Source organism: Terracoccus sp. 273MFTsu3.1, from assembly GCF_000383675.1.
In the GTDB taxonomy this organism is placed as follows: Bacteria; Actinomycetota; Actinomycetes; order Actinomycetales; family Dermatophilaceae; genus Terrabacter.
In genome coordinates this window covers 909,504-935,732 of record NZ_KB911821.1, presented here as the reverse complement: position 1 = coordinate 935,732, position 26,229 = coordinate 909,504, and the positions used below count along the sequence as shown (strand labels likewise).

General features: G+C 70.8%; 25 protein-coding genes and 1 tRNA gene. 15 read left to right on the top strand and 11 right to left on the bottom strand.

Annotated elements, in window-relative coordinates:
* Positions 1 to 83 precede the first annotated feature (83 nt).
* Entirely contained in the window at positions 84 to 977 is an 894-nt protein-coding gene (locus H283_RS0110045; protein WP_231372255.1) for an MBL fold metallo-hydrolase, read from the bottom strand.
* A 104-nt stretch (positions 978 to 1,081) separates the two neighbouring features.
* On the opposite strand from H283_RS0110045, the gene H283_RS0110040 reads away from it, so the two are divergent.
* The 3 genes from H283_RS0110040 (at position 1,082) to groL (ending at position 4,006) form a co-directional block, all read left to right on the top strand.
* Complete coding sequence (locus H283_RS0110040) at positions 1,082 to 1,639, top strand: hypothetical protein (RefSeq protein WP_028785480.1); 558 nt, start codon at positions 1,082 to 1,084, stop codon at positions 1,637 to 1,639.
* 89 nt (positions 1,640 to 1,728) lie between these two features.
* Positions 1,729 to 2,154 (top strand): HIT family protein, encoded by a 426-nt coding sequence (locus H283_RS0110035; protein WP_020143389.1) that lies wholly within the window; start codon positions 1,729 to 1,731, stop codon positions 2,152 to 2,154.
* A 220-nt stretch (positions 2,155 to 2,374) separates the two neighbouring features.
* Complete coding sequence (groL, locus tag H283_RS0110030) at positions 2,375 to 4,006, top strand: chaperonin GroEL (protein ID WP_028785479.1); 1,632 nt, start codon at positions 2,375 to 2,377, stop codon at positions 4,004 to 4,006.
* 131 nt (positions 4,007 to 4,137) lie between these two features.
* Here groL and H283_RS0110025 read toward each other — a convergent pair whose 3' ends face one another.
* Positions 4,138 to 4,428 carry a WXG100 family type VII secretion target gene (locus H283_RS0110025; RefSeq protein ID WP_020143387.1) on the bottom strand — a complete coding sequence of 97 codons (291 nt, stop codon included), beginning with the start codon at positions 4,426 to 4,428 and terminating at the stop codon, positions 4,138 to 4,140.
* A gap of 138 nt (positions 4,429 to 4,566) precedes the next feature.
* Between H283_RS0110025 and H283_RS0110020 the strand changes: the two genes are divergently transcribed.
* Positions 4,567 to 5,355: a DUF4031 domain-containing protein gene (locus tag H283_RS0110020; RefSeq protein WP_020143386.1), complete on the top strand. Its 789-nt coding sequence runs from the start codon at positions 4,567 to 4,569 to the stop codon at positions 5,353 to 5,355.
* Positions 5,356 to 5,439: 84 nt separating this feature from the next.
* On the opposite strand, the gene H283_RS0110015 is transcribed toward H283_RS0110020, so the two are convergent.
* Positions 5,440 to 5,934 (bottom strand): YajQ family cyclic di-GMP-binding protein, encoded by a 495-nt coding sequence (locus H283_RS0110015; RefSeq protein ID WP_020143385.1) that lies wholly within the window; start codon positions 5,932 to 5,934, stop codon positions 5,440 to 5,442.
* Between the two features lie 136 nt (positions 5,935 to 6,070).
* Here H283_RS0110015 and H283_RS0110010 point away from each other — a divergent pair.
* Positions 6,071 to 6,151, top strand: a tRNA-Tyr gene (locus H283_RS0110010).
* Positions 6,152 to 6,344: 193 nt separating this feature from the next.
* Here the strand turns inward: H283_RS0110010 and H283_RS0110005 are convergent.
* A complete protein-coding gene (locus H283_RS0110005; protein WP_196805945.1) occupies positions 6,345 to 6,791 on the bottom strand; it encodes a hypothetical protein in 447 nt (148 codons plus the stop codon).
* A gap of 725 nt (positions 6,792 to 7,516) precedes the next feature.
* Between H283_RS0110005 and H283_RS0109995 the strand changes: the two genes are divergently transcribed.
* Genes H283_RS0109995 through H283_RS24645 form a run of 4 tightly spaced genes read left to right on the top strand, consistent with a single transcriptional unit; the run spans position 7,517 to position 12,924 of the window.
* Entirely contained in the window at positions 7,517 to 9,136 is a 1,620-nt protein-coding gene (locus H283_RS0109995; RefSeq protein WP_020143382.1) for an MFS transporter, read from the top strand.
* A complete protein-coding gene (locus tag H283_RS0109990) occupies positions 9,133 to 10,866 on the top strand; it encodes a SulP family inorganic anion transporter (RefSeq protein ID WP_043648614.1) in 1,734 nt (577 codons plus the stop codon). Before H283_RS0109995 ends, H283_RS0109990 begins: the two co-directional genes overlap by 4 nt.
* An 8-nt stretch (positions 10,867 to 10,874) precedes the next feature.
* Positions 10,875 to 12,341, top strand: coding sequence for a DUF2252 domain-containing protein (locus H283_RS0109985; protein ID WP_028785478.1), 1,467 nt, complete (start codon positions 10,875 to 10,877; stop codon positions 12,339 to 12,341).
* Positions 12,342 to 12,390: 49 nt separating this feature from the next.
* A complete protein-coding gene (locus H283_RS24645) occupies positions 12,391 to 12,924 on the top strand; it encodes a potassium channel family protein (RefSeq protein WP_020143378.1) in 534 nt (177 codons plus the stop codon).
* 408 nt (positions 12,925 to 13,332) lie between these two features.
* Here H283_RS24645 and H283_RS0109970 read toward each other — a convergent pair whose 3' ends face one another.
* Positions 13,333 to 13,842, bottom strand: coding sequence for a DinB family protein (locus H283_RS0109970; RefSeq protein ID WP_020143377.1), 510 nt, complete (start codon positions 13,840 to 13,842; stop codon positions 13,333 to 13,335).
* Between the two features lie 240 nt (positions 13,843 to 14,082).
* Between H283_RS0109970 and H283_RS0109965 the strand changes: the two genes are divergently transcribed.
* The gene (locus tag H283_RS0109965) at positions 14,083 to 17,301 is read left to right on the top strand and encodes a S8 family serine peptidase (RefSeq protein WP_028785477.1); all 3,219 of its coding nucleotides are present in this window, start codon (positions 14,083 to 14,085) and stop codon (positions 17,299 to 17,301) included.
* A gap of 230 nt (positions 17,302 to 17,531) precedes the next feature.
* On the opposite strand, the gene H283_RS24640 is transcribed toward H283_RS0109965, so the two are convergent.
* The gene (locus H283_RS24640; protein ID WP_020143375.1) at positions 17,532 to 17,816 is read right to left on the bottom strand and encodes a hypothetical protein; all 285 of its coding nucleotides are present in this window, start codon (positions 17,814 to 17,816) and stop codon (positions 17,532 to 17,534) included.
* Between the two features lie 267 nt (positions 17,817 to 18,083).
* Between H283_RS24640 and H283_RS0109955 the strand changes: the two genes are divergently transcribed.
* Both H283_RS0109955 and H283_RS0109950 read left to right on the top strand, forming a co-directional pair.
* Positions 18,084 to 18,536, top strand: coding sequence for an Hsp20/alpha crystallin family protein (locus tag H283_RS0109955; protein WP_028785476.1), 453 nt, complete (start codon positions 18,084 to 18,086; stop codon positions 18,534 to 18,536).
* Between the two features lie 13 nt (positions 18,537 to 18,549).
* Entirely contained in the window at positions 18,550 to 18,822 is a 273-nt protein-coding gene (locus H283_RS0109950) for a hypothetical protein (protein WP_156023080.1), read from the top strand.
* A gap of 68 nt (positions 18,823 to 18,890) precedes the next feature.
* Here the strand turns inward: H283_RS0109950 and H283_RS0109945 are convergent, their stop codons facing one another.
* The 4 genes from H283_RS0109945 to H283_RS0109930 all read right to left on the bottom strand — a co-directional run bounded on the left by H283_RS0109945 (position 18,891) and on the right by H283_RS0109930 (position 23,033).
* Entirely contained in the window at positions 18,891 to 19,772 is an 882-nt protein-coding gene (locus H283_RS0109945) for a sugar phosphate isomerase/epimerase (protein ID WP_020143372.1), read from the bottom strand.
* Positions 19,769 to 20,818, bottom strand: a complete 1,050-nt coding sequence (locus H283_RS0109940) for a Gfo/Idh/MocA family protein (protein WP_020143371.1) — start codon at positions 20,816 to 20,818, stop codon at positions 19,769 to 19,771. The genes H283_RS0109945 and H283_RS0109940 overlap by 4 nt, the downstream gene beginning before the upstream one ends.
* Positions 20,815 to 21,819 carry a Gfo/Idh/MocA family oxidoreductase gene (locus H283_RS0109935; RefSeq protein WP_020143370.1) on the bottom strand — a complete coding sequence of 335 codons (1,005 nt, stop codon included), beginning with the start codon at positions 21,817 to 21,819 and terminating at the stop codon, positions 20,815 to 20,817. Before H283_RS0109935 ends, H283_RS0109940 begins: the two co-directional genes overlap by 4 nt.
* Before the next feature lie 161 nt (positions 21,820 to 21,980).
* Complete coding sequence (locus H283_RS0109930; RefSeq protein WP_020143369.1) at positions 21,981 to 23,033, bottom strand: LacI family DNA-binding transcriptional regulator; 1,053 nt, start codon at positions 23,031 to 23,033, stop codon at positions 21,981 to 21,983.
* A 161-nt stretch (positions 23,034 to 23,194) separates the two neighbouring features.
* Here H283_RS0109930 and H283_RS0109925 point away from each other — a divergent pair, with 161 nt between their 5' ends.
* Positions 23,195 to 24,376, top strand: a complete 1,182-nt coding sequence (locus tag H283_RS0109925) for a phytanoyl-CoA dioxygenase family protein (protein ID WP_020143368.1) — start codon at positions 23,195 to 23,197, stop codon at positions 24,374 to 24,376.
* 66 nt (positions 24,377 to 24,442) lie between these two features.
* Complete coding sequence (locus tag H283_RS0109920; protein WP_020143367.1) at positions 24,443 to 24,658, top strand: hypothetical protein; 216 nt, start codon at positions 24,443 to 24,445, stop codon at positions 24,656 to 24,658.
* Between the two features lie 53 nt (positions 24,659 to 24,711).
* Here the strand turns inward: H283_RS0109920 and H283_RS0109915 are convergent, their stop codons facing one another.
* On the bottom strand, positions 24,712 to 25,056 hold the full coding sequence (locus H283_RS0109915) for an Lsr2 family protein (RefSeq protein ID WP_020143366.1): 345 nt from the start codon (positions 25,054 to 25,056) through the stop codon (positions 24,712 to 24,714).
* Between the two features lie 131 nt (positions 25,057 to 25,187).
* Between H283_RS0109915 and H283_RS0109910 the strand changes: the two genes are divergently transcribed.
* Positions 25,188 to 26,228, top strand: coding sequence for an iron ABC transporter substrate-binding protein (locus H283_RS0109910; protein WP_020143365.1), 1,041 nt, complete (start codon positions 25,188 to 25,190; stop codon positions 26,226 to 26,228).
* Position 26,229: the final 1 nt, after the last annotated feature.

Below are 26,229 nucleotides of genomic sequence, written 5' to 3'. Positions count from 1 at the left end.
TTCTTCCGGCACCAGGTGCCGGAAGAACTCCACGAACGGGCCACGCAAGGGTTGGCGAGGCGCGCGATACCGCGGGGAGGGTTTCAGGCCGGGGGTGGGGTGAGGTGGTCCCAGCCTCGGCGGATGGCGGAGCTCACGTGATCGACCGGGTAGGGCAGGCGCGGGTCCGGCTCGTTCAGCGCGTCCGTCAGCGAGATCCCGCCGAGCCGGCGCTCGCGGATGACGGCGGCGACAGCGGCGATCTCGTCGCGCTGGCGGCCCACGAAGGCGCCGTCCACGGGGTGCCCGTGCCCGGGCACGACGATCGTGCGGTCCTCGGCCTGGACGAGGTGCGAGGTGAGGGTGTCGGCCCACTCGAGCGGCCAGCAGTCGTCACCGAACGACGGGTGGGCGCTCTCCTCCACGAGGTCGCCGAGGAACATCGCGTCGGTGTCGGGCACGAGCACGGCCACGTCTCCGTCGGTGTGGCCGCGGCCGGCATACGTCATCGTGACGACGCGGTCACCGAGGTCGATCGTCGCGTTCGACCCGAAGGTGCGGTCGGGCCCGCGGACGACGGTCGCGATGACCTCCTCGGCGTCGCGGGCGGTGTAGCCGTACTCCGGGCCGTCCCCGGGGTCGGCCCGGAGGGCGGCCTTGATCCGCTCGGCATCGGCCTCGATGGTGCGTCCGACGTTGTCGTGGGCGTGGACGATGGCGGTCTCGAAGGCGGTGTTGCCGAAGGTGTGGTCGAAGTGGACGTGCGTGTTGACGACATGGCGGACCTCGATGTCGCGGCCGAGGCGTCGCACGTCGTCGACCACCTGGCGGCCCTGGACGCCGCTCGCCCGCGTGTCGATGACGACGGCGCCGTGGCGGCCGAGCACGAGGCCGACGTTGACGTCCCACTGCCGGTAGCGCGCGACGAAGACCCGGTCGGCGACCTCGACGAAGCCGCTCGTCGTCGCGGGACGGTCCCCGGCCGGCGGCACGCTCACGCTGCGTCCCTCGGTGTGATCCACGTCTCCCCGAGCATGGGACCACCGTAGCGGCCGCCCTCTGAGGAGGCGTCTCCCGCCCGATTCCTCTACGTTTGTGGACCATGTCGACCGAGAACCACACCTCCACTCCTGGCTCGAAGTCCCGACGCAAGGTCATCATCGCCGCTGTCCTCGCGGCCGTCGCCCTGCTCTCGACCGGCGCCGTCGCCTACTGGTCGGGCGACAGCTGGAGCGACGAGGCGATGTCGTCCAGCGGCTTCCCCGGCCTGCCCGGCGGTGACTGGACGAGCACGACCTCCGACGACGGCTGGGGCTCGGCCGACACCACCTCCGCCGCGACCGGCACGACCGGCACGACCATCGCCGCGACCGGGACCACCCGTCCCGCGACCACGCAGGTCCCGGCGACCGCTGTCGTCCAGCCGGCCTCCGACCCGACCTCGTCGGTGCCGACCACCTCGGCGCCCGCCCCGTCGTCGAGCCGGGCCACGACGCCGCCCGCGCCGAGCTCGACCCTGGCCCCGAGCCCGTCGTCGACGCCCACGAGGGGCAACCCGAGCCCGAAGCCGAAGCCGACCTCGACGAAGAAGCCCACCCCGACGCCGACCCCCTCGCCGACGTCGAGCGACGGCGGCTGCTTCCTGCTCATCATCTGCTGAGCGTCCGCACGCCCGGCGCGACACGGGGCGCGACACGGGCGCGACACCGGCGCGACACCGGGGCGACCCCGGCGTGGGAGCCTGTCGCCATGGACTGCGTCTTCTGCTCGATCGTGGCGGGGGAGGTGCCGGCCGACATCGTGCTCGACGAGCCGGACCTCGTCGCCTTCCTCGACCGCCGCCCGGTCTTCAAGGGTCACGTCCTGCTCGTCCCGCGACGGCACGTCGACACCCTGCTCGACCTGCCGGCCGAGCTGCACGCCACGGTGCTCGGGGCCACCCAGCGCCTCGCCGCGGCCGTCGTCGGGGCGCTCGGCGCGCAGGGCACGTTCGTGGCGATGAACAACGTCGTGAGCCAGTCCGTGCCGCACCTGCACGTGCACGTCGTCCCGCGCACCAAGGGCGACGGGCTGCGCGGTTTCTTCTGGCCGCGGACGACCTATGCCTCGGACCAGGAGTCCGCCGAGCACGCCGCCCGGATCGCCGCCGCGCTGGCACCGGTCGGCGACGCCTGACCCGAGCGGGCGGCATACGCCCTCACCCGCGGGTGAGACGTTTGCACTCTCACCCCGAGAGTGCCAATAATGGCGTTAGCACTCTCCCTAGGGGAGTGACAGAAATGGGCCGTATGCCGAGGGGCTGGGTTCGCAGCTACATGAAGCTGGGGAGACCGGTCCCGTCCGTCGCGGGCGTCATGCGGGCCACCACCAACGATTCGCGTGGAGGACCACCCGAATGGCCAAGACCATTGCGTTTGACGAAGAGGCGCGTCGCGGGCTCGAGCGGGGAATGAACATCCTCGCCGACGCCGTCCGCGTGACCCTCGGCCCCAAGGGCCGCAACGTCGTCCTGGAGAAGAAGTGGGGCGCCCCCACGATCACCAACGACGGCGTCTCGATCGCCAAGGAGATCGAGCTCGACGACCCGTACGAGAAGATCGGCGCGGAGCTCGTCAAGGAAGTTGCCAAGAAGACCGACGACGTCGCCGGTGACGGCACGACGACGGCGACCGTGCTCGCCCAGGCGATGGTGAAGGAAGGCCTGCGCAACGTGGCCGCCGGCGCCAACCCGATGGCGCTCAAGCGCGGCATCGAGAAGGCCGTCGAGGCCGTCACCGCCCGCCTGCTCGAGCAGGCCAAGGAGATCGAGACCAAGGAGCAGATCGCCTCGACCGCCAGCATCTCGGCGGCCGACGAGGAGATCGGTGGTCTCATCGCCGAGGCGATGGACAAGGTCGGCAAGGAAGGTGTCATCACCGTCGAGGACTCCAACACCATGGGCCTCGAGCTGGAGATGACGGAGGGTATGCGCTTTGACAAGGGCTACATCTCCGCCTACTTCGTCACCGACACCGAGCGCATGGAGGCCGTCCTCGACGACGCCTACGTGCTCGTCGCGAACTCCAAGATCGGCAACATCAAGGACCTCATCCCGCTCCTCGAGAAGGTCATGCAGTCGGGCAAGCCGCTGCTGATCATCGCCGAGGACATCGAGGGTGAGGCCCTCGCGACGCTCGTCGTGAACAAGATCAAGGGCACGTTCAAGTCGGTCGCCGTCAAGGCTCCCGGCTTCGGCGACCGCCGCAAGGCCATGCTCACCGACATCGCCATCCTCACCGGTGGTCAGGTCATCTCCGAGGAGGTCGGTCTCAAGCTCGAGAACGCCACCCTCGACCTGCTCGGCCGCGCTCGCAAGGTCGTGGTCACCAAGGACGAGACGACCATCGTCGAGGACGCCGAGGACCGCTCCCAGATCGAGGGCCGCATCGCCCAGATCAAGGCCGAGATCGAGAAGTCGGACTCCGACTACGACCGCGAGAAGCTCCAGGAGCGCCTCGCCAAGCTCGCCGGCGGCGTCGCCGTCATCAAGGCGGGCGCGGCCACCGAGGTCGAGCTCAAGGAGCGCAAGCACCGCATCGAGGACGCCGTCCGCAACGCGAAGGCTGCCGTCGAGGAGGGCATCGTCGCCGGTGGTGGCGTGGCCCTCATCCAGGCCGCCAAGGCGCTCGACGAGCTCGTGCTCGAGGGTGACGAGGCGACCGGCGCCAACATCGTGCGCGTCGCGACCGAGGCCCCGCTCAAGCAGATCGCGATCAACGCCGGTCTCGAGGGTGGAGTCGTCGCGGAGAAGGTGCGCGGTCTCGAGGCCGGTCACGGTCTCAACGCCGCGTCGGGTGAGTACGTCGACCTGCTCGCCGCCGGCATCATCGACCCGGTCAAGGTGACCCGCTCGGCGCTGCAGAACGCAGCCTCGATCGCGGCGCTCTTCCTCACGACCGAGGCCGTCATCGCCGACAAGCCCGAGAAGCACGCGCCGGCCATGCCCGGTGGCGACGACATGGGCGGCATGGGCGGCATGGGCTTCTGAGCCCACCCGTCTGAGCAGCACCGCAGCACGCCGCAAGGGCGGCTCCTCCTCACGGGGGAGCCGCCCTTCGCCGTCCGCCGCCCGACGTCCTGCGGCGCCGGAAGGGCGTGTGCCGGGTGCCCGGGGAGGGGTCAGCGCGCGAAGAGGGCGCGGGTCGCGTTCTCGTGCTCGGCGTAGGCCGACGACGCCTTGAGGGTGAGGCGGCCGACGTCGGCCAGGGCCTCGGTCATCTGCGCCTGGATGCGCTGGTAGTCGTGCATGACGCGCTCGAACTCGACCTTGGCCGGGCCCTGCCAGTCCGCACCCATGCCGGCGAGGCGCCCGCGCAGCTCGGCGGTGCTCGACGTGATGGTGTCGGCGAGCCGGTGGATGTCGCCGGCTGCGGCGGCGATGCGTTCGGTGTCAACGACGGAACGGGACATGGGTGCTCTCCTCGATCGTGGGCCGCCCGGACGGTGGCCGCGTTCGTCCGAGGCTAGGTCGGGCGCGGGAGACTCAACCGGCGTCGTCCACAGGGCACCGGACGGCACGCGTCGGCGGCCTGGCCTAGGCTTCGAGGCATGACCGTGTGGATCGACCAGCCGATCTGGCCCGCCCACGGTCGGCTCTTCGCCCACCTCGTCAGCGACGCCTCCTACGACGAGCTGCACGAGGTCGCCCGGGCCGCCCGGCTGCACCCGCGGTCGTTCGACGGCGACCACTACGACGTGCCGCAGGGGCGCTGGCAGGACGCCGTGGACGCGGGCGCGACGCCGACGACCGGGGTCGACCTCGCCCGCCGGCTCAACGCGTCCGGGCTGCGGCTGCGCAAGCGCAAACGCGACCGGGGGGTGCGGCGCATCCTCGACGTGTCCTTCCCCAACGGCCCGAGCGACGTCGACCTCGTGGCCTCCGACGACCCGCTCGACCCGGCGCGGGTGCTCGCGGCGATGGTCTTCGTCCGCGACCGACGAGGAGACTTCGTCGTCGTGCACAGCGTCCGTCGCGACCAGTGGGGCTCGCCGGGAGGCTGGCGCGAGGGCGACGAGACGCCGGTCGAGAACGCCGTCCGGGAGACCTTCGAGGAGACCGGCCTCAGGCTGCGGCACCCCGACGTGCTCTCGTGCGGCTACGAGCGGTTCACGCCGAAGACCGATGACAACGTCTTCGGCCGCGACAAGCCGTTCCTCCAGGTCTTCCGCACCCGGCTCGACGACGTGCGGCCCGAGCTCACCGACGGCGACGACGGCATCCACGAGACGCGCTGGGTCACGCCGCAGGAGTACGCCGAGCTGTGCGGCCACCTCTTCTGGTGGCCCCTCGCCGTCGAGGTCTTCCCCGACCTGCGCGACCTCGCCCGCCCGCTCTGAGACGCACGTATGCCGCCCACCGGGGTGGGCGGCATACGTGGTCTGTCGTGGTCGGCTCGCCTGTCACACAGGCGAACCGAGGGGTCAGCGCTGGTTCGTGAAGGTGAGCGCGACGTCGAGGTCGGCCTCGCGAAGCATCCGCTGGACGGCCTGGAGGTCGTCGCGGGACTTGCTCGAGACGCGCAGCTCGTCGCCCTGGATCTGGCTCTTGACGCCCTTGGGCCACTCGTCGCGGATCAGCTTGTTGATCTTCTTCGCGTTCTCCTGGGAGATGCCCTCCTTGAGGGGCGCGTCGAGGTGGTACTCCTTGCCCGAGAGGCGCGGTCCGGCCTCGGGGACGTCGAGGTGCTTGAGGCTGACCTTGCGCTTGACGAGGTGCGTCTGCACGACGTCGAGCACGGCGAGGCAACGCTCCTCGGTGTTCGCCTTCATCTTGATGACCTCGCCGGCGAGGTCGACGGAGGCGCCGACGTTCTTGAAGTCGTAGCGCGTCGCGATCTCCTTGCTGGCGCTGTTGACCGCGTTCGCGATCTCCTGCTTGTCGAACTTGCTGACGATGTCGAACGAGGAGTCGGCCATCGGTGGGGTCCTTCCGGATGCTGTTGTCTGGTCTGTCGGGCGGGTGCGCGGAGGCGGTGCGGACACGACGAAGTGGTCGCCGCAGCCCCGATTTCGGACCGCGCCCGATCTCTTGCTATCCTTCCAGACGCACCAAGGCAGGTTGTCCGAGCGGCCAATGGAAACGGACTGTAAATCCGTCGCGAGAGCTACGAAGGTTCGAATCCTTCACCTGCCACCCAGTGCTCGGAAGGGCCTCTGACCAGCGGAAACGCCGGTCAGGGGCCCTTCCGTCGTCCTAGGGGCGTGTCCGACCGTCGGCGGCCGTCGCGGCACTTCACGGGCAGGCGTGCCGCGAGGGCGGCGATGATGTCGACGGCCTCTCGGAGGGTCGTCGACACGCTCAAGCAAGACCCGGATGAGCGCCGTGCCTAAGGCGGGAGAATGTTGATCACCCGGGACAGCACCACGACGAGAACGGCCAGGGAGATCATCGACTGGATCGCCATCAGTCCTTTGACGCGATGGGTCAACGGGAGCGTGTCGGTGGGGCTGAACGCGACCACGTTGGTGAACGCCAGGTAGAGGTGGTCTGGGAACCGTGGCTGCCAGTCGGGTGGCGCGAGTCCCTCGACGCCGGTTTGGGGGAACTGGAAGTCGGGATAGCGCGCGGCACCGACCTGGCGCACGTCGGGGCCGCCGCCGTCGATCTGCCAGTAGAGCAGCCCGAAGGTCACGATGTTCGTGGCGAGCAGGGTGACGGCAGTGACGAGTAGCTGTGTCACGGTGGGAGGCGTCTCACCCTCGGGCGTGCTTCGCAGGACGAGCGCCACGAGCCTGGCGGCGGCGCCGGTGTTCGCCACGATGAGGACGGCCACGAGCGAGAGGACCAGCGGACGAGCAGCCCGTGGGACCGGGCCCGGTTTCGCAGCCACGGCGAGGAGTATCAGGACCACCGCCGCCTCGGTCGCGGGCACGGCGATCGGGGGCCCTTCTCGCATCCTCTCCGGCACCAGAACCTGCGGAAGGATGACCACGATGAGGGCGACCAGGGGCCACACGTACGTCTCCGGCGCCGCCACGACACCCATCTGTCCGGAACCGGTGTCGCCAGGTGGCCCTGGCCGGGGATCCGTCGACGGCTCGTTGGGCATGGGCCCATCATGCGCCGGAAGATGTCGGTCGTCAGCAGATCACGGCGGAGTGAACGGGATGTGCGGCCTTGCGCTGCAGGAGCCCTGGCATCGCTTGCCCCTCAACCAGGGACCACTGCGAGACCAGCGCATCACCATGGCCCGACGTGGCGAAGCCCACCCCGCGCCAATCCCTCATAGGGACAAGCCTGCTCGTGGCCGGCCGGCGGCGGTACGTGTGCGGCCGTCACTGTCGAGGGCCAGGCTGCCCGCGGTGCTGAGATGCGTGCGGGGGTGACCCGGCTGGACGGGCAACCGCTGGAGCTGTAGCCCCACCCCATCGGGGTGATGCGCGCCCGCCCCGACGAGGCCGAGAATGGTGCCCGGTGCTCTCGAGCGGGAGGGGTCAGCGATGACACGAGTGCGAGCGCAGATGCCCGAGATGTCGGCCGTCAGGAGGGCCGAACATCATGGCTGACGGCCCGCCGCCCGTCGGCGCGACCGGGGCGGAGGCATCGACCCAGCCGAAGCGCGCGGGGCTCGTCCTGCTCGCCCTGATCACGGTCGCAGCGGTCGCGAACCTCAACCTGTCGGTCGCCAACGTCGCGCTGCCGTCGATCGGCCGCGCCTTCAACTCCTCCCAGACGACGCTCGATCTCATCGCGGTCGGGTACTCCCTCGGGCTCGCCGGATCGGTGCTCTACCTGGGAGCGATCGGCGACCGCTACGGGCGCAAGCTGCTGCTCATCCTCGGTATGGCGCTGTCCGTGCCGGCCTGCCTGTTGGCGGCCTACGCCGCTTCAGACGTCGTGCTGTTCCTGGCGCGGGTGCTCGGCGGCGTGTCGGCAGGCATGGCCTATCCGACCACCCTCGCGCTGATCGCCGCCCTGTGGGCGGGCCCCGCGCGGACCCGATCGATCGCCTTGTGGTCTGCGATCGGTGGTGGCATCGCCGCCGTGGGACCGCTGGTCGCCGGCTTCCTGCTCGAGCGCTTCTGGTGGGGGTCGGTCTTCCTCGTCACGCTTCCGTTGGCCGCGGTCGCGCTCGTCATGGCCGTGATGCTCGTGCCGGCCCACGTGAACGAGACCACCGATCCGGTCGACAACCTCGGCGGCATACTGTCCGTCGTCCTCGTCGGCGCGCTGATCCTCGCGATCAACTTCGCTCCCGTCCCCGGCAAGGGCACGCTGGCACTCGGCCTCGCGGTCCTCGCGACCGCCGCGCTGGTCGCCTTCGTCGCGCGACAGCGTCGGGCCTCCGTGCCGCTCTACGACCTCCACATCGCTGGGCGCCGCGTCTTCTGGGTGGCGGCGTGCGCGGGGATCATCGTCTTCGGCTCGCTGATGGCGTCCGCCTTCGTCAGCCAGCAGTACCTCCAGAACGTCCTCGGCTACTCCACCTTCGAGGCCGGTGCGGCCTTCCTGCCAGCAGTGGTCCTGATGGTCCTCGTCGCGCCGCGCTCGGCGACGCTGATCGAGCGACGCGGATCCCGGTTCACGCTGCTCGCCGGCTACGTGTTCCTGTTGGTCGCGTTCGCCTGGATGCTCGTCTTCTGGTCCGAAGGCAGCTCCTACTGGCAGATCGCACTCGCCTACGCCTTCATCGGGATCGGCGTCGGGTTCGCGGGCACGCCGGCGTCGCACTCGCTCACCGGCGCCGTCCCGGTGCAGCGGGCCGGAATGGCCTCGGGCACCGCCGACCTGCAACGTGACCTCGGCGGTGCCATCATGCAGTCCATCTTCGGGGCACTGCTCACGGCGGGGTATGCCGCCGCCGTCAGTGCCAGCATCGCCGCCGCCCCGAACGGCGACGAGATCACGAGCAGCGTGCAGAACGAGCTCACGAAGTCGTTCGCCGGTGCCGACGCCGTGGCCGGGCAGTACCCGCAGTACTCGGCGCAGATCATCGCCGCGGCCCGGGAGTCGTTCCTGTCGGGCGCCGACTGGGCCTACACGGCAGGCATCATCGCGATCCTCGTGGGTGCCGTCATCGTGTTCGTCCTGTTCCCGAAGCATGCGGGAGAGCTGGAGCTGCTGGCGCGGTATCGCTCGGAGGACGCCCGGCCCACCAAGGAGGGAAGCCGCACATGAGTACGGATCGGCCCGACAGGGCGTCCAGGCTGGCTCCGGAGTCGCTGCGCGGATACCAACGATCGTGGCTGAGGGCGGACATCATCGCGGGGCTGACCCTCGCGGCGGTGGCCATCCCCGAGACCATGGGCTACACCTCGATCGCTCAGGTGCCGGTGATCACCGGTCTCTACACCATTCTCTTCCCGGCGCTCGTCTTCGCGCTGCTCGGCTCATCCCGGCTGCTCGTCGTCGGCGCCGACTCCGCCACCGCAGCGATCCTCGCCGGCGGCCTCGCCGCCCTCGGCATCGCCGGGCTCGCGCCGAGCTCGCCGCAGTGGCTCGCCCTCACCTCGTTGACCGCGCTCATCTGCGGCGTCCTGCTCGTGCTCGCCCGTCTTCTGCGGCTGGGGTTCCTCGGCGACTTCCTGTCCGCCTCGGTGCTGATCGGTTTCCTCACCGGGGTGGGCATCCAGGTCTTCACCGGCCAGCTGCCCGACATGCTCGGGATCCCCAAGGGAAAGGGCGGCTGGTTCGAGCAGCAGTGGTCGACGCTGACCCATCTGGGCGACGCCAGCCTGCCCACCCTGGGCTTCGCCCTGGGAACGCTCGCCATCATCCTCGGCTTCAAGCGCTTCGTGCCGAAGGTCCCGGGCGCGATCGTCGCGGTGATCCTGTCGATCATCCTGGCCTCCACCCTGCAGGTCTCGGCACACGGGGTGGCGGTCGTCGGGCCGATGCAGGGCGGGTTTCCGCCGATCGGACTGCCCCACGGAGTGGGCTGGTCCGACGTGCCTCCGCTGCTGGGCGTGGCCTTCTCGTGCTTCGTCCTCATCATCGCCCAGAGCGCCGCGACGTCGCGCAGCTTCGCCACGCGACATGGCCAGCGGGTCGACATCAACCGAGACATCGTCGGCCTGAGCGGTGCCAACCTCGCCGCAGGCCTGAGCGGCACGTTCGTGGTCAACGGCAGCCCCACCAAGACAGAGATCCTCGATGAGCAGAAGGGCAAGACCCAGCTGGCCAACGCCACCATGGCACTGGTGGTGCTCGTCATCGTGCTGTTCTTCACCAGCGCCCTGACCAACCTGCCCAAGCCGGTGCTCGGGGCGATCGTGTTCCTCATCGGCTTCAACCTCATCGACATCGCCGGGCTGCGACGGATCTGGCTGAGCCGCCCCAGCGAGTTCTACATCGCGATCCTCACCGCGATCGTCGTCTTCGCGGTCGGCGTGGAGCAGGGCATCGTCCTGGCGGTGGTGCTCTCCATCGTGGAGATGGTGCGGCGCCAGTACCGACCACACCGGTTCGTCATGGGCATCGACGCCGAGGGCGAGCCGACCTACGCCCGAGCGCAGCAGGGCATGCAGAGTGCGCCGGGGCTGCTCGTCTTCCGCTACGACGCCGACCTCTTCTACGCCAACGCCAACCAGTTCTCCGACGGGGTCCAGCAGCTCATCATGGCGACGCCGGACCCCGTGCGGTGGCTGGTGCTCGACTGTTCGTCGATCCCCGACGTGGACTACTCGGCAGGGGCAGCGCTCCACCAGCTCGTGACGTTCGTCCACAACCGAGGAGCGACGGTGGCTCTGGCCGCCCTCGACCCGGACCTGCGCACGACCCTCGAGAAGCTCGGCGTCCTGCAGATGCTCTCGGTCGACCAGATCTACCCGACCGTCAGGGACGCCGTCGTGGCGTTCCGCTCGTCGTCGCCGAGGCCCGGGCCCGACGCTCGACCAACCGAGGCGTAGGAGTCGTCATGACCGTTTCAGTGACCCCACCGCACCTGAGCGCTGCCGAGCGACAGGCGCTCGGCAGGCGGGCGCGGGACCGCGCGCCGCTCGAGGCACAGGCCGGCTGGCACCCACCGCCCGGACGGCCAGACCCTGTGAGCCTGCTCGAGGCCCAGAACGCCACACGAGATCCAGACCTCGTCCCGGTCCGGCACGGCCGGATGATGGCGTCCGCGTTCACCTTCTACCGCGGCTCGGCCGCGATCATGGCCGCAGACCTCGCCACCCGGCGGACCGCAGGGCTCGACGTGCAGCTGTGTGGCGACGCCCACCTGTCGAACTTCGGGGTCTATGCATCGCCGGAACGGCAGCTGCTCTTCGACCTCAACGACTTCGACGAGACGCTGCCCGGCCCGTTCGAGTTCGACGTCTGGCGGTTGGCCGCCAGCTTCGTCATCGCGGCGCGCCACAACCAGTTCGAGCCCTCGGACGTCCGCGAGATCTGCCGGACGGTTGGCAGGTCCTACCGAGAGGCGATGACGGAGTTCGCGCAACAGGACACGCTGGACGTCTGGTACGCCCGCCTGTCCGAAGCCGAGCTGCGACACGCGATGAAGCGGGCCCGCCGGAGCTTCGTGGCCCTGGACAAGGACACCAAGGGCCACGAGCGCCCCTCGGCCAAACACGAGGGCCCGTCGATCAAGGCAGGCGAGGCCTTCCTGCGGAAGGCACACCGCCGGACCAACCTGCAGGCACTGGCCAAGCTCACCGAGGTCGTCGACGGAAAGCAGCGCATCGTCAGCCAACCACCCGTGCTCATCCCGCGCCGCGAGCTCGAGAAGTACTACGAGCTGGACGCCGCCGACATCGAGGACGTCATCACCCAGTTCTTCGCGCGCTACAAGGTGACGCTGAGCGACAGCCGGCGGCGCCTGCTCGACCGCTACACGATCGTCGACGTCGCCCGCAAGGTCGTCGGCGTCGGCTCCGTCGGGACCCGGGCCTTCGTGGCGCTGCTGGAGGGGCGCGACGAGAAGGACCCCCTGTTCCTCCAGGTGAAAGAGGCCACCCGGTCCGTCCTCGAGGCGCACCTGCCCAGATCCGCGTACGCCGACTCGGGCCAGCGCGTGGTCGAGGGCCAGCACCTTCTCCAGTCGGCGTCCGACATCTTCCTCGGCTGGTCCGCGGGCATCGAGACGGACCGCTACTACTACTGGCGCCAGCTCAGGGACATGAAGGGGGCGGCGGTCGTGGAGGCGATGATCCCGGCAGGCATGACCTTCTACGCCCAGATCTGCGGCTGGACGCTGGCCCGCGCACACGCGCGGACGGGCGACCCCATCGCCATCGCGGCCTACCTCGGCAGCAAGAGGCGGTTCGACAAGGCAGTCGCCGAGTTCGCGGAACGGTACGCCGTCCAGAACGACCACGACTACGAGGCCTTTCTGGACGCCATCAGCTCGGGCCGGATCGACGCCCGTGAAGGGGTCTGAGGTGATGGTCGAACCCCCGCCGCAGCACGCTGAAGAACCCGCGTCGAGTGTGACAGTCGCCCTGTTCGCGCCCCCGCGTCGAGCGGTCGTCGTGGCGCTGCTCCGGGTCATGCTGTCGCTGGTCGTGGCCGTCGTCGTCTACTTCCGCATCCCGCTCACGTGGTCGTCGGAGGCGCGGTCGATCATGATCTTCGTCTCCGGGTTGGTCATCGTCGTCGTGGTGCTCGCCTTCCAGACCCGCAGCATCGTTCGTTCGCCGTATCCCCTGCTCCGGACGGTGGAAGCCCTCGCGACGACGGGTCCGCTGTTCCTCATCGTGTTCGCGAGCTCGCACTACGTGATCGACAACATCGACCCGGGCAGCTACACCCAACCGATGACACGTCTCGATGCCCTCTACTACACGGTGACGACGTTCGCGACCGTCGGATACGGCGACATCGCACCCGTGTCGGAGACGGCACGACTGGCGGCAACGCTGCAGATGCTGCTCGGTCTCGTCTTCCTGGGCCTCGTGGCCCGGGTCATCACAGGAGCAACGCGGCTCGGGATGAGGCGGCGGCGCGAGGGCCACGAGAGCTGACCGCCAGATCACGGCGGACGACCACGCCCAGTCCCACCTGCCGGGTCGATCGACCCTGCGGTAGGAGAGCAGCCGGGTCGCGCCGGTCACGGTCGCCGAGGCGTGAGAGCCGGCACTCGAGCCCGTCACGTGGCCGGCGAGAGCACCCGCTCGATGACCGGCGGTGCACGCAACGCGCCGACGAGCTTCGTGAGGTTCCTGCTCCCGCCCACACGGCAGCCGCGAGCTCCCGGTCGCTCGCGCCCCGACGTCGCCAGACCCCAGCAGGATCAGCGCGGCGAACACGACGATGCCGTACCTCGCGTAGCGACGGCGGGTGCGTGCAGACCCGTGGACGCGCGGGCCAGGTCGTTGGTCCGCAGGTACAGCCCGTCCGTGTCGGTGCCCGTGGGCGACCCGGCGGACGGCTCATTCGCCGGTGGGGCCTCCCGCGAGCTCGGAGACGATGTCGAGGTGGCCCGCGTGCCTCGCGTACTCCTGGACCAGGTGCAGCAGCACCCTGTCCAGCCGTGCCGGTGGCTGGCCGTTCCACCTGGGTCCGGGACGTCCCACGTCGGTCAGGTCGTGGGACCTGACGACGGTGTTGCTCCGTGCAGCCTGGCTCCGGAAGGCGGCCAGCAGCTCTGCCAGCGACTCGTCGTCGTCGACGAACCACCGCCCATCGCGGCTGTCGGCCCAGGGTTCAGCAACGGCGGCGCCCTCGAATCCCCAGTCGAGCCATCGCCGCTCCACGTACGTCAGATGCTTGACGAGCTGTACCGGCGTCCAACCCGACGGCAGCCGGCTGGTTCGCTGCTCGTGCTCGGACAGACCCTCGACCCGTTGGGTGACCTGGTCGCGAAAGTAGTCGAGGTAGCGAAGCAGGACCTCAGCCGACGATGACGCGGGCTGGGTCGGTTCGGGAAAAGGCGTACTCATCCGGGGTCTACCTCCTGCGCCTCGTCGTGCTGACGGTCCTGGCGGCCGGCGGGCAGGGCACCGCAGCTGGTGTCTGCCACATCGCCTGACGAGCCATTCTCTCCGATGCCTGACGAGGTCGGGCTCGAGCAGCTCAGCGATCCCGATGTCGCCGAAGCTCCACCAACCCGGCGCCCGCGTCGATAGCCTCAAGCGTCCGGAACGGGGGCCGTACCTCAACAACCAACAGAGGTGGAGTTCATGGGCAGGTTCCTGGGATCGAGAACACGTCGCGCTGCGGTGATCATGTCGGCCGTCGGGGCACTGGGGGCAGCGGGGCTGAGCGCCCCGCAGGCGCTCGGCGCGCCGAACGCCGGCGCTGCGTCAGGGAAGCAGTCACAGCTGGGCAAGCATGACCGCGAACTGCTCGCCACCGCTCGAGCCAACGGCTCGCGGACGGTGACGCTGCTCATCGCGGCCGTACCGGGGCAGAACAACACGGTCACGACCGGTCTGCGGTCGCTCGGTGCGGTGATCAGCAAGGCAGACAGCGACGTGAGCTACATCCGCGCCGTCGTGCCGATCGACAAGGCTGAGGCAGCAGCCAACGTCAACGGCGTCGTGGCCGCGGACCTGGACGAGGTCATTCCTCTGGACGACCCGAGCCCCCAGGGTGCGCAGTCGCCTTCCCCGCAGACACCTCCTGGCGCGAGCACCCCCAGGAACAACGCCTACATGCCGATCGGTGACACGGGCGCCGCACAGTTCACCGCAGCCCACCCCACGTGGGACGGCCGGGGCACCACCATCGGCATCGTCGACTCCGGCATCGACCTGGACCACCCTGCCCTGGCCACGACGACGACCGGGGAACGCAAGATCACCGACTGGGTCACGGCCACCGACCCGTTCACCGACGACGACCCGACGTGGCTCAACATGTCCACCCAGGTCAGCGGTCCGAGCTTCACCTACGGCGGCGTGGCCTACGTCGCCCCACCCGGAAGCTATCGGGTCTCGGTCTTCGACGAGGGTGACCCGCGCCTCGGCGGCGAGGTCGGCAGCGACGTCAACCGTGACGGCGACAGCACCGACAGGTTCGCGGTCCTGTGGGACGCGGTTGCCGGCACCGTCCGGGTCGACACCAACCAGGACGACAACCTGACCGACGACCAGGTCCTCACCGACTACGCCAAGAAGTTCGACGTCGGGCACTTCGGCACGGACGACCCGGCGACGCCTGAGCACGAGTCCATGCCGTTCGTCGTCCAGACCGACGGCAAGAACAAGGTGGTCAACATCGGCATCGTCTCGGGTGAGCACGGCACCCACGTCGCCGGCATCACCGCGGCCAACCAGATGTTCGGCGGCGCGATGTCCGGTGCGGCCCCGGGTGCCAAGCTGAAGTCCGTCCGGGTCTGCATGTTCATCACCGGGTGCACCTCGCACGCCCTCATCGAGGGAATGACGTTCATCGCCAAGCAGGGCAACGTCGACGTCATCAACATGTCGATCGGTGGGCTGCCGGCGCTCAACGACGGCAACAACACCCGTGCGGTCCTCTACAACCGGCTCATCGAGCAGTACAACGTCCAGATGTTCATCTCGGCCGGCAACAACGGCTCGGGCCTCAACACGATCGGCGACCCGGCCGTCGCGTCCAAGGTGCTCGCGGTCGGGTCCTACATCAGCAAGGAGACGTGGCGGAAGAACTACGGCTCCGACTCCGCCTACGTCGACAACCTGCACGGCTTCTCCTCACGGGGACCCCGCGAGGACGGCGGCTTCAAGCCTGAGATCGTCGCGCCGGGCGCTGCGATCTCGACCACCCCGATGTGGGAGACCTCGTCCCCGGTGGCGGGCACCTACGACCTCCCGGCCGGCTACTCGATGCTGCAGGGCACCTCCATGGCGTCCCCCCAGGCCGCGGGAGCGGGCGCGCTGCTCGTGAGTGCGGCGAAGCAGTCAGGAGTGCAGGTCAAGCCGGCGCAGCTGCGCGAGGCCCTGACCTCCTCTGCCCGCTACCTGGACCCCACGCGGTTCGGCGCCTACGAGCAGGGCAACGGCCTGATCAGGGTCGGTGCGGCCTGGGACCTGCTCAAGACGAACCTCAAGCCGGTCGACATCAGCTCGTCCGTCGCGGTTCACACGCTGCTGTCGGGGTTCCTCGCGACGCCCGGGCGCGGCGAGGGCATCTTCGACCGTGAGGGAGTCGCACCGGGCGCCTCCTACACGCGCACCTACACCTTCACCCGGACCTCCGGCGGCGGCGGGAGCCGCACCTACGCCCTGAGCTGGGTGGGCAACGACGGCACCTTCTCGTCGCCTGCCTCGGTGGCACTGCCCCTGAACAGCCCGACCGCGGTCGCCGTCACCGTCCACCCCGTCAGTGCGGGCACGCACTCGGCGATCCTCAACCTCGACGACCCGTCCACGGCGGGCATCGAGAAGGCGACCCTGAACACCGTCGTGGCCGCTGAGGCGTTCAGCGCGGCGAACAACTTCTCGGTGGCCCACTCGGGCAGCATCGGCCGGAACCAGGTGACCAGCTACTTCTACTCGGTCCCGGCCAACACCCCCGCCCTCAAGGTCGACCTCGATGGCGGAGGCAGCACCCCCGGCGCGGGGCAGGTCCGGTTCCTCCGGTTCCACCCCTACGGAGTGGCGATCGACGACAACTCGTCGCTCAGCTGCTACAACCCGTCCTCGGGCGGCTGCGCCACCGGTTCGCCGACGAGTCGCACGACGAGCAACCCGCAGGCCGGCGTCTGGGAGGTCACCGTGGAGGCGAGGCGCACCTCCGACACCGAGGTCGCCCCGTACACCCTGACGACGTCCATCCTCGGAGCGACGGTCTCGCCCAACCCCGACATCATCGCCTCAGCGACCCTCGGAGTCCCGGTGGCGCGCAGCTACACGCTGACCAACGGCTTCGGCGCCTTCACCGGCCGCGCCGTCGGCTCGACACTGGGCAGCGCGACGATGGTCAGGCCGACCATCGCGGCGGGCGCTCAACAGCAGCGCCCGATCACTGTCGCGGCCGGGTCGACGTCGCTGCGGGCCACCATCGGGTCCGCCGCTGACACGGGCGCCGACCTCGACCTGTACGTCTACAACTGCACGACGGGCAGCTGCGTGCTCGCCGGGCAGTCGGCCGACGGGGACAGCGAGGAGTCGGTGACCATCGCCAACCCGGCAGCGGGCACGTGGCTGACCCTCGTCGACGGCTTTGCCGTCCCGCAAGGGACGACGGCGTTCGACTACGTCGACGTGTTCACCAATGCAGCGTTCGGTGCCGTCGTCGTCACCGACGCGAACGCCCTCCGACCCGCGGGGTCGTCGTGGACCGTCCCCGGCACCGTGACGGCCAACGCTGCGCCCGCCACCGGTCGGGTCCTGCTGGGCGCGGTGCAGGTCCGCACCGACACCAACATCCTGGTCGGAAGCGGCACCGTGATCGTGAGTGCCGTGAACCCGTAGCGTCCGCGCTCGGCCGCGACACCCACCACGGAGGGCCTCCCCGGACGATGACCGGAGAGGCCTTCCGTGTGCGTGCCCCGACGGTGGTCGATCGCAGACCCGGGCGTCCGCGGCAGGGCGGCAAGCGACGAGGCCACGCCGTACGCGTCCCCCGGCGGGGCGCCGCGGCGTGGCCACGAGCGACCGGTGGGCTCGACAGCCCGGACATCCTCGCGCCGCCCGGCGAGGTCCTACCGGGGGTCGTTCTCGCTCACGCCGAGGCGCACCTTTCCCTTGCGGGGGCACTCGTCGGAGTGCGCGAGCGCGTCCTTGCGGGCCTTGTCCCGGGCCCGGCGAGCGGGGCCGGTCCAGTCGCAGCTCTTGCAGTAGCCGAGCACGAACGAGCCGTCCTCCTGCGTCGAGTCGGCGTCGACGCGTTCGAGCGTCGCGTGGTGCTTGTTGCCCTCGCCGTCCTTGACCGTGAGCTCGTCACCGCGGCGCTTGAAGAACCGCGGACCACCCCCAGACTTCGCCATGGCGCCATCGTCGCCTGCTTCGGCGCCGGGGCCAAGTCGCTGCCCAGCGCGCGGATGCCGCCTGCGCGTGCCCGGCCGGCGCGACACGCGGGTCGACCCCTTGGATGGACACATTCCGGTCAACTGGCGAGGGTGGGCATTTGTTCGAATCATGCTCTTGCACAGACGAACTCGTCGGTGCTACAACATTCCTACAGCGCATGCCACGACTCGTGAGATGCGGTCGTGGCCACCATGGAGCATCTGGACATGATGGAGGTGACGACGATGCTGATGCGCACCGAACCCTTCCGCGACCCCTTCCGCGACCTCGACCGGATGGCTCAGCTGGCCCTCGGGACCAGCGGCACCTTGGCCAGGCCCTCGGCCATGCCGATGGACGCCTGGCGCGACGGGGACACCTTCCACGTCGAGCTGGACCTGCCGGGCGTCGACCCTCAGTCCATCGACCTCGACGTCGAACGCAACGTCGTCACGGTCAAGGCCGAGCGACCCACCCGCGCCAGCGATGCCGACCTCATCGCCGCCGAACGGCCACGGGGCGTCTGCAGCCGCCAGCTCGTGCTGGGCGACAGCCTCGACACCGAGCACATCCGCGCGAGCTACGACGCGGGAGTCCTCCGGCTCGCGATCCCGGTGGCGGAGCGCGCCAAGCCGCGCCGGATCGCGATCTCGCACGACGCCGACCCAGCCGACGACCGGAAGACCATCACCGCCTGAGGACGTGACGGTCATGGTCACACGAACCGAGTCGGTCACCGACGTCGACGAGGCTTTCCTGGCCCTCGTCTGCGACGACGAGGAGCTGCTGCGCGCGGAGTTCGACGCGATCGTGGGTGCCGCCTGGCCGCCGAGCGGCACGCACAGCCGACCCGACGACGGCGATGGAACGCCTCGCGAGCGGGCACGTCTCGAGGACCGGCGCCGCATGGCGACGCTGCGTGCCGTGCGGCGCGAGGGTGGTCCCGTCGACCGCGGCCGGGAGCGCGCCCCGCCGCCGCCGTAGTCCGAGCCTCGGGCTCGCCTCGCTGCAGGCCCACCGGGTGGTTCGCGCCGCCCGGTGGGCCTTCGACGTCACGTCGTCGGCGAGGACGCAGCCCCGAGCACGCTACGGGCGCTGGTCGCAGCGCGCCGGAGGGCCTCGCCGACCGGCAGGGCCCGGTGCTCGTCCGAGAGGATCTCGACCCCCCACGGTCCGGTCCAGCCCGCGCTCCGGAGGGCGGTGACCATGCCCGTGAGGTCGAAGTCGCCCTCGCCGCAGTACCGCCGGCGGTGGACGGTGTCCTCGAAGAGCGTGCCGACCACCTGCTCGTCCGCGTCGTCCAGCTCGACCCCGACGATGCGCTCGAGCGGCACCGCCGCGAGATCCCCAGCAGGAGTGCCGGCGCGCGCGACGTGCCACGTGTCGATGATGACGCCACCGGCCGGGTGGCCGGCCTCCGTGACGAGCCGGAGGCCGTCGTGGAGCGAGGCGATGTTCGACCACGGGAAGAACTCGATGCCGAGCCGGGCCCCCACGCCGTCGGCCTGGGCCGCGAGCTCGGCGAACCGCGCCGCCCAGAGGCCGCGGTCCCACGGTGCGGCATCGCCGTCGGGGGTGACCTTCAGGTGTCGGGCGCCGAGGGCCTCAGCCGCACCGAGGAGGGCGCTGCGCACCCGCGAGGACTCCGCCTCGTGGGCGCCGTCGTCCCACCACCACGGGATGCCCTCGAGCTCCAGGTGGGTGATCCCGTTGTCGGCGAGCAGGTCACGGATCCCCTTGAGCCCGTATGCCGCCACCGCCGCCGGGAGGTCGTCGGAGAGCAGGCCGAAGCCTCGGAAGCCGGCCGCCGACGCGGCCTCGACGCGCTCGCGCAGGCTCAGCGGGCTGCGCAGGTCGGGCCGGTCGGAGGCTGCGTCGCCGGCGCTGCTCCAGCACGTGGCCATGAGCTCGTCGGCTGCCGTGGTGGTCGTCACCGGAGGTCCTCCGCGAGGTCGGCGTGGGTGGGGCGCGGGCCGAGGCCGACCGCGTCGTAGCACTGGTCGATGAGGCGCATCGTCAGCACGGCGTCGTCGGCGTCGGTGCGGGCGGGGACGCCGGTCCGGATCGCCGTCGTCAGGGCCTCGAGCTGGTAGGTGTAGGAGGAGCGTCGCCCGAGCCGTTCGGTGCGGGTGCCGGCCGAGGTGGTCACGACGAGACGGTCGTCGTCGTGCGGGTTGACGAAGTCCTTGATGACCGCCTCGCCCTCGGTCCCCACGAGACGATGGCTCATCTGGTGGTGGTCGCTCGACATGTGGCAGCCCGCGGATCCCGTGACACCGCCGGGGAACTCGAGCCGGGCGGTCATCCACTCGTCGACGCCGGGGTGCCCGGCTCGCTCGGCGCCCGCGGCGCCGACGAGCACCGGCTCGCCCCCCGCGTACGGCGCGAGCAGGCGCATCGTGTGCAGGCTGTAGCAGCCGAGGTCCATCAGCGCCCCGCCACTCAGCTCCAGGGACCACCGGGGGTCGGAGGGCGCCGGTGCGGGCATGTCCATGACGGTCTCGACGTGCCGCAGCTCGCCGAGCTCCCCGCTCTCGAGGACGGCGTGCAGTCGAGCCACGAGCGGGTGCCAGAGGTAGTGGAACCCCTCGAAGAGCTGCCGCCCGCTCCGACGGGCGACGGCAGCGACCTCCTCGGCCTCGGCGGCGTTGCTCGCGGAGGGCTTCTCGGTGAAGACGTGCTTGCCCGCGGCCAGCGCCGCGACGTTCCACGGGCCGTGCAGGCTGTTGGCCAGGGGGTTGTAGACCACCTCGACCTCGGGATCCTCGATGACGTCGAGGTAGGAGTCGTGGACGCGTTCGACCCCGTGCGCCTCGGCGAAGGTGGACGCGCGTCCGCGGTCGCGGGCGGCCACGGCCACGATCTCGGTTCCGAGGAGCCGCGCCGGCTCGACGAGGGCGAGCTCGGTGATGCGGGCGGCGCCGAGGACACCGACGCGGAGCGGCTCCGTCGCCGGGGCGGCGTCGTCCGGACCGGTCACGGGAGCCTGACCTCGTCCACGCGCACCGGGCGGTGCTCGCGCAACGACAGCACGGCGGCCTCGGCGACATGCGCCACGGCCAACGCGTCGTCCACCGTGCACGGTGAGGTCCGTCGCCCGGCGACGACGTCGGTGAACGCCTGCAGCTCGGCGCGGAAGGCGGCCGTGAGCCGGTCGATGAAGAAGGTGGCCGGCGGACCGGCGGGCCAGGTGGCCCCGGGCTCGAGGTTGCGCAGCGGGGTGGTGTCGCTCCAGCCCGCCGCGACACTGTCCTCGGTGCCGTGCAGCTCGAGGCGCACGTCGTAGCCGCGCGGGTTGTAGCGGGTGTTCGACACGACCGCGGTCGCACCGTCGTCGAAGGTCAGCAGGGTCGCCGCGGTGGCGACGTCGCCGAGCTCGGCGAAGAGCTCGTCGCCCCGGGCGCTCCCCGTCGCGTAGACCTCGATGACCTCCCTCCCGGTGACCCACCGGACGGTGTCGAAGTCGTGGACGCTGCAGTCGCGGAAGATCCCGCCGGAGGTCTTGAGGTAGGCGCGGGGCGCCGGTGCCGGGTCGAGGGTCGTCGACCGCACCGTGTGGACCCAGCCGAGCTCGCCGGTCTCGACGGCCTGCCGGGCGGCGCTGAAGGCCGGGTCGAAGCGGCGCGGGTAGCCGACCTGCACGTCCGCACCGCGCTCGGTGACGAAGCGGGCGATCGCCGCGGCCTCGCCGAGGTCGCCGGACAGGGGCTTCTCGCAGAAGACGGGCACTCCGGCCTCGACCCCGGCCCGGATGAGCTCCGTGTGCGCGCCGGTGGCGGCCGCGATGACGATCCCGTCGACCCCGCTGGCGAGCAGGGCGGCCGGCGAGTCGGCCCGGTCGGCCCCGACCCGCTCGGCGACGGCCCGCGTCGCCTCCGCGACCACGTCGGTGACGACGAGGGACTCGACGTCGGGCAGCTGGGAGAGGGTGTCGGCGTGGAACGAGCCGATCCGGCCGAGACCGATGAGGCCGAGACGCATGGGAGCTCCTGGGGGCGGGGGTGTCGGTGCCACGGCACCCGGTCCGCCGAGGCGACCGAGGACGTCGTGGTCCCGGTTGATGACCCCAGCGTGCGGGCTGCCGCACCCCCGTGGGCCCGCTCGGACCCGTCAGAAAGACCTCAGCGTCTCCGGGGTGGACCTCAGTGCGCGTGGATGCGCGGGGGGATGTTGTATGCCGTCACGACCTCGACGTTCGCCGCGACCGAGGTGGGCGCCCCGGGCACGAGACGGTGGGCGCGCATGACCTGGCGCACGCCGGCCCGCATGTCGGCGTGGAGGTCGTGGTGGAGCACGGCGGTCAGGGCTCCCGAACGCAGCAGGTCGAGGTTGTCCTCGTCGAGGTCGTGGCCGATGAAGACGCGCGGTGGCCGCCCCGCCGCGTCGAAGGCGCCGACGAGGGCGCGGTTGCCGCCGCCGACGGAGTAGACCGCGCGGACGTCCGGCTCGGACCTGAGCACCTCGCCGACGAGGGAGGCCGTCGTCGCGTCGAGGCCGTCGCTGTCCGTGATCGTGTGCACGCGCCGGCCCGGCGCCAGGCGGCCGAGGGCGGCGGTGAAGGCCTCGGCCCGCTCGCGCTCGCCGAAGAAGAACGACCGGCTGAGGCTCAGCAGCACGTCTCCGGGCCGGTCGCCGAGCACCTGCGACACGAGGTAGGCGGCGGTGGCCCCGGCCGCGGCGTTGTCGAGCCCGACGTACGCCACCCGCGCGCTGTCGCGCACGTCGGTGACGAGCGTGACGACGGGGATGCCGCGCCCCGCCAGGCGGCCCACGGCGGCGGCCACGGCCGGGTCGTCGGGCGCCTTGAGCACGACGCCGTGGCAGATGCGTCCGCGCCGCCCGAGGCCGTCGAGCAGCTCGACGGCGGCGTCGACGTCGGCGTTCTCGCGCAGGTGGAATCGGGCCCGCACCGCAGCCGGGCGCAAGGCCGGCAGCTCGTCCTCGAGGGCGGACCGGACGGCCGAGCTGAAGCGCGAGGGAGCCTGGATGACGACGTCGAGCAGCAGGGTCCTGGCCGCGAGCCGCAGCTGGGTCTGCTGGCGGTCGAGGTCGAGCACGGCCTGCTCGACGGCCCGCACCGCCCGCGCGCTCGCGCCGGGCCGCCCGTGGAGCACCCGGTCGATGGTCGCCTCGGACAGGCCGGACTGCTCGGCGATGTCACGGACGCGGTGCGACCTGGCACGGTGCTCGACCATCTCCGGAGCGTAGTACCGAGCGCCATGGCCTGAGGTGTTTCTGAGGTCATCCGCTGGGTCGTCGACGACGCCGCGGACCGCATCCTTGAGGCACGGCAAGCGCCGCCCGAGCGGCGCACCGCCGGCCCCCGATCACCGTCGATCCGCCCGAGGAGGGCCCCATGACCACCACGTCGACCAGCTCACGCCCGGGCTGGATCCGTCCCGAGGACGCCCGTCTGCCCGACCTGCTCGAGGTGCTCGCCGAGCGCACCGACCTCGCCGACTACCCGCACGCGAACCGCGTCGAGCAGGAGGTGCTCGTCTACGACTGGGCCACGCTGCGGCATACCGTGGCGGACGACGCGACCAGGCGTGACGTCCAGGCCGAGCTGGCGCGGGCCCTGTCCGACGGCCCCGGAATCGTCGTGCTCGCAGGCGCTTTCGGGACCGAGCCCCTGGACCGGGCGACCGCCGCCTTCGAGCGGATGATCGCCGAGCAGCGCGCGAGCGGCACCGCCGCGGGCGACCACTTCGCGAAGCCGGGCGCCAACGACCGCATCTGGAACGCCCTCGAGAAGCTCGCCGTGGCCGACCCCGGGGCGTTCGTCGACTACTACGCCAACGACGCCGTCGCGCTCGCCGCGCAGGCGTGGCTCGGGCCGGGCTACCAGGTCACCTCGCAGCTCAACGTCGTCAACCCCGGCGGCGCCGGGCAGACGGTGCACCGCGACTACCACCTGGGCTTCCAGTCCGCCGAGACGTGCGCCCGCTACCCGTCGCACGTCCACGCCCTCTCCCAGGCGCTGACCCTGCAGGGCGCCGTCGCGCACGTCGACATGCCGGTGGAGTCCGGTCCGACGCTCTACCTGCCGCACAGCCAGAAGTACACGCACGGCTACGTCGCCTACCAGCAGCCCGAGTTCCAGTCCTATTTCGTGGCCCACCACGTGCAGCTGCCGCTGTCGGCCGGTGACGCCGTCTTCTTCAACCCCGCGCTGCTCCACGCCGCGGGCACGAACCACACGACGGACGTGCGCCGGATGGCCAACCTGCTGCAGGTCAGCTCGGCCTTCGGCAGGGCGATGGAGACCGTCGACCGCGCGCGGGTCGTCGAGGCGATCCACCCGGCACTGGTGGCGGCGCGCTCTGCCGGGATGACGCCGCGAGAACTCGGCAACGTCGTCGCCGCGAGCGCCGAGGGCTATGCGTTCCCGACGAACCTCGACCGCGACCAGCCCGTCGACGGCCTCTCGCCGCGGACGCAGGCCGAGCTGGTCACCGAGGCCCTCGCCGCCGACCAGCCCCTCGACGAGCTGCGCGCCGCCCTGACGCGCCAGCTGTCCGGGCGTGACAGCCACTGACGAGGGGCGCAGTAACCTGACCCCACACCCTGACCGTCCACCAGCAGATCCGGAGACCCCAGCACCGTGACGTCGCAGCCCGAATGGAGAAGCGGAACCCGCCACCCCACGGGCGGCTACGACAAGGTCATCGTCGCGCGGGGAGACACCCTCTACTTCACGGCCGCGCGGCTGCACCGGCTCGACGGCCCGGCCGTCGAGGCCGAGGACGGCTCGGTCCAGTACTGGGTGCACGGCAAGCAGGTGACCGAGCAGGAGTACCACGACCGCCCGCAGGCGTAGCCGCTGACGCGGTCCGCCGAGACGCCGGGTCCCGGCGACGTGCCAACGACCGGCTACCGGTGGGCGTCGTCGTACGCCGTGACCACGGCCTGTGGGATCCGCCCGCGTGCGGGGGCGTGGTGTCCCGTCTCGGCCGCCCAGGCCCGGATCAACGCGTTGCGGGACTCGCCCACCGCGGGCAGCACCGTCGTCGACCGCGCGGGTGCCGTGTGCGTCCGGCGCTCGTCCCCGGCGCGCCGGGCTCGGGCCACCCAGCCCTCGAGCGCCCCGCGGAGGGCGTCGGCGTTCACCTCGGAGAGGTCGATCTCGAAGGAGTTCCCGTCGATGCCGAAGGTGACGGTCTCGGCGGCCTCGGTGCCGTCGAGGTCGTCGACGAGGGAGACGATGGTCCGGCGCATGGGACGAGCCTAGTGGGCCGCCGGGGGGTGGACGGAGGCACTCCCAACCGTGTGTAAGGTAAGGCTTACCTACTCAGGCGCGCCGTCCGACGGGACCGGCGCGCCCCTCCGGATCCACGAAGGCAGCTCACATGACCTCCCGCCCCCGCACCACCATCGGCGTCGCCATCGCGGCCGCCGGCGCCCTCGCCCTGACGGCCTGCGGCTCCGGCTCCTCCTCCGGCAACGGCGCGACCGACGGATCGGGCAGCATCACCGTCTACAACGCGCAGCACGAGAGCCTCACCAAGGAGTGGGTCGACGCGTTCACGAAGCAGACCGGCATCAAGGTCACCGTCCGCAACGGCGACGACTCCGAGATGTCCAACCAGATCGTCCAGGAGGGCGCGGCGTCGCCGGCCGACGTCTTCCTCACCGAGAACAGCCCCGCCATGACGCAGGTCGAGAACGCCGGGCTCTTCGCCGACGTCGACAAGGCCACCCTCGACCAGGTCCCCGCCGGGTTCCGCCCGTCCACCGGCAAGTGGACCGGGATCGCGGCCCGCTCGACGGTCCTCGTCTACGACAAGCGCAAGCTGCAGGAGAACCAGCTCCCTGCCTCGATGCTCGACCTCGCCAAGCCCGAGTGGAAGGGCCGCTGGGCGGCCTCGCCCTCCGGCGCCGACTTCCAGGCCATCGTCTCGGCACTGCTCGAGCTCAAGGGCGAGACGGTGACGAACGACTGGCTCACCGCGATGAAGACCAACGCCAAGGCCTACAAGGGCAACAGCACCGCGATGAAGGCGGTCAACTCCGGCGAGGTCGAGACCGCGCTGATCTACCACTACTACTACTACGGGGACCAGGCGAAGACCGGCGAGAACTCGGCCAACGTCGGCACCCACTACTTCAAGAACCAGGACCCGGGCGCCTTCGTGTCCGTCTCCGGTGGTGGCGTGCTCAAGGCCTCGAAGAACGCCGCGGCCGCCCAGTCCTTCCTGAAGTTCGTCACCGGCAAGGCCGGGCAGGAGGTCCTCCAGAAGGGCACCTCCTTCGAGTACGCCATCGGCTCCGACGTGCCTTCCAACCCGGCGCTCGTGCCCCTGAAGGACCTCCAGGCCCCGACGGTCGACCCCGCCAAGCTCAACTCCGCCACGGTCACCGATCTGATGACCAAGGCGGGTCTGCTGTAGT

Excerpts from the sequence above, each read along its gene's own strand:
- H283_RS0110040 (WP_028785480.1), top strand. The coding sequence starts at position 1,082 with ATGTCGACCGAGAACCACACCTCCACTCCTGGCTCGAAGTCCCGACGC.
- H283_RS0110035 (WP_020143389.1), top strand. The coding sequence starts at position 1,729 with ATGGACTGCGTCTTCTGCTCGATCGTGGCGGGGGAGGTGCCGGCCGAC.
- groL (WP_028785479.1), top strand. The coding sequence starts at position 2,375 with ATGGCCAAGACCATTGCGTTTGACGAAGAGGCGCGTCGCGGGCTCGAG.
- H283_RS0110025 (WP_020143387.1), bottom strand. The coding sequence starts at position 4,428 with ATGTCCCGTTCCGTCGTTGACACCGAACGCATCGCCGCCGCAGCCGGC.
- H283_RS0110020 (WP_020143386.1), top strand. The coding sequence starts at position 4,567 with ATGACCGTGTGGATCGACCAGCCGATCTGGCCCGCCCACGGTCGGCTC.
- H283_RS0110015 (WP_020143385.1), bottom strand. The coding sequence starts at position 5,934 with ATGGCCGACTCCTCGTTCGACATCGTCAGCAAGTTCGACAAGCAGGAG.
- H283_RS0109995 (WP_020143382.1), top strand. The coding sequence starts at position 7,517 with ATGGCTGACGGCCCGCCGCCCGTCGGCGCGACCGGGGCGGAGGCATCG.
- H283_RS0109990 (WP_043648614.1), top strand. The coding sequence starts at position 9,133 with ATGAGTACGGATCGGCCCGACAGGGCGTCCAGGCTGGCTCCGGAGTCG.
- H283_RS0109985 (WP_028785478.1), top strand. The coding sequence starts at position 10,875 with ATGACCGTTTCAGTGACCCCACCGCACCTGAGCGCTGCCGAGCGACAG.
- H283_RS0109970 (WP_020143377.1), bottom strand. The coding sequence starts at position 13,842 with ATGAGTACGCCTTTTCCCGAACCGACCCAGCCCGCGTCATCGTCGGCT.
- H283_RS0109965 (WP_028785477.1), top strand. The coding sequence starts at position 14,083 with ATGGGCAGGTTCCTGGGATCGAGAACACGTCGCGCTGCGGTGATCATG.
- H283_RS24640 (WP_020143375.1), bottom strand. The coding sequence starts at position 17,816 with ATGGCGAAGTCTGGGGGTGGTCCGCGGTTCTTCAAGCGCCGCGGTGAC.
- H283_RS0109955 (WP_028785476.1), top strand. The coding sequence starts at position 18,084 with ATGCTGATGCGCACCGAACCCTTCCGCGACCCCTTCCGCGACCTCGAC.
- H283_RS0109950 (WP_156023080.1), top strand. The coding sequence starts at position 18,550 with ATGGTCACACGAACCGAGTCGGTCACCGACGTCGACGAGGCTTTCCTG.
- H283_RS0109935 (WP_020143370.1), bottom strand. The coding sequence starts at position 21,819 with ATGCGTCTCGGCCTCATCGGTCTCGGCCGGATCGGCTCGTTCCACGCC.
- H283_RS0109930 (WP_020143369.1), bottom strand. The coding sequence starts at position 23,033 with ATGGTCGAGCACCGTGCCAGGTCGCACCGCGTCCGTGACATCGCCGAG.
- H283_RS0109925 (WP_020143368.1), top strand. The coding sequence starts at position 23,195 with ATGACCACCACGTCGACCAGCTCACGCCCGGGCTGGATCCGTCCCGAG.
- H283_RS0109915 (WP_020143366.1), bottom strand. The coding sequence starts at position 25,056 with ATGCGCCGGACCATCGTCTCCCTCGTCGACGACCTCGACGGCACCGAG.
- H283_RS0109910 (WP_020143365.1), top strand. The coding sequence starts at position 25,188 with ATGACCTCCCGCCCCCGCACCACCATCGGCGTCGCCATCGCGGCCGCC.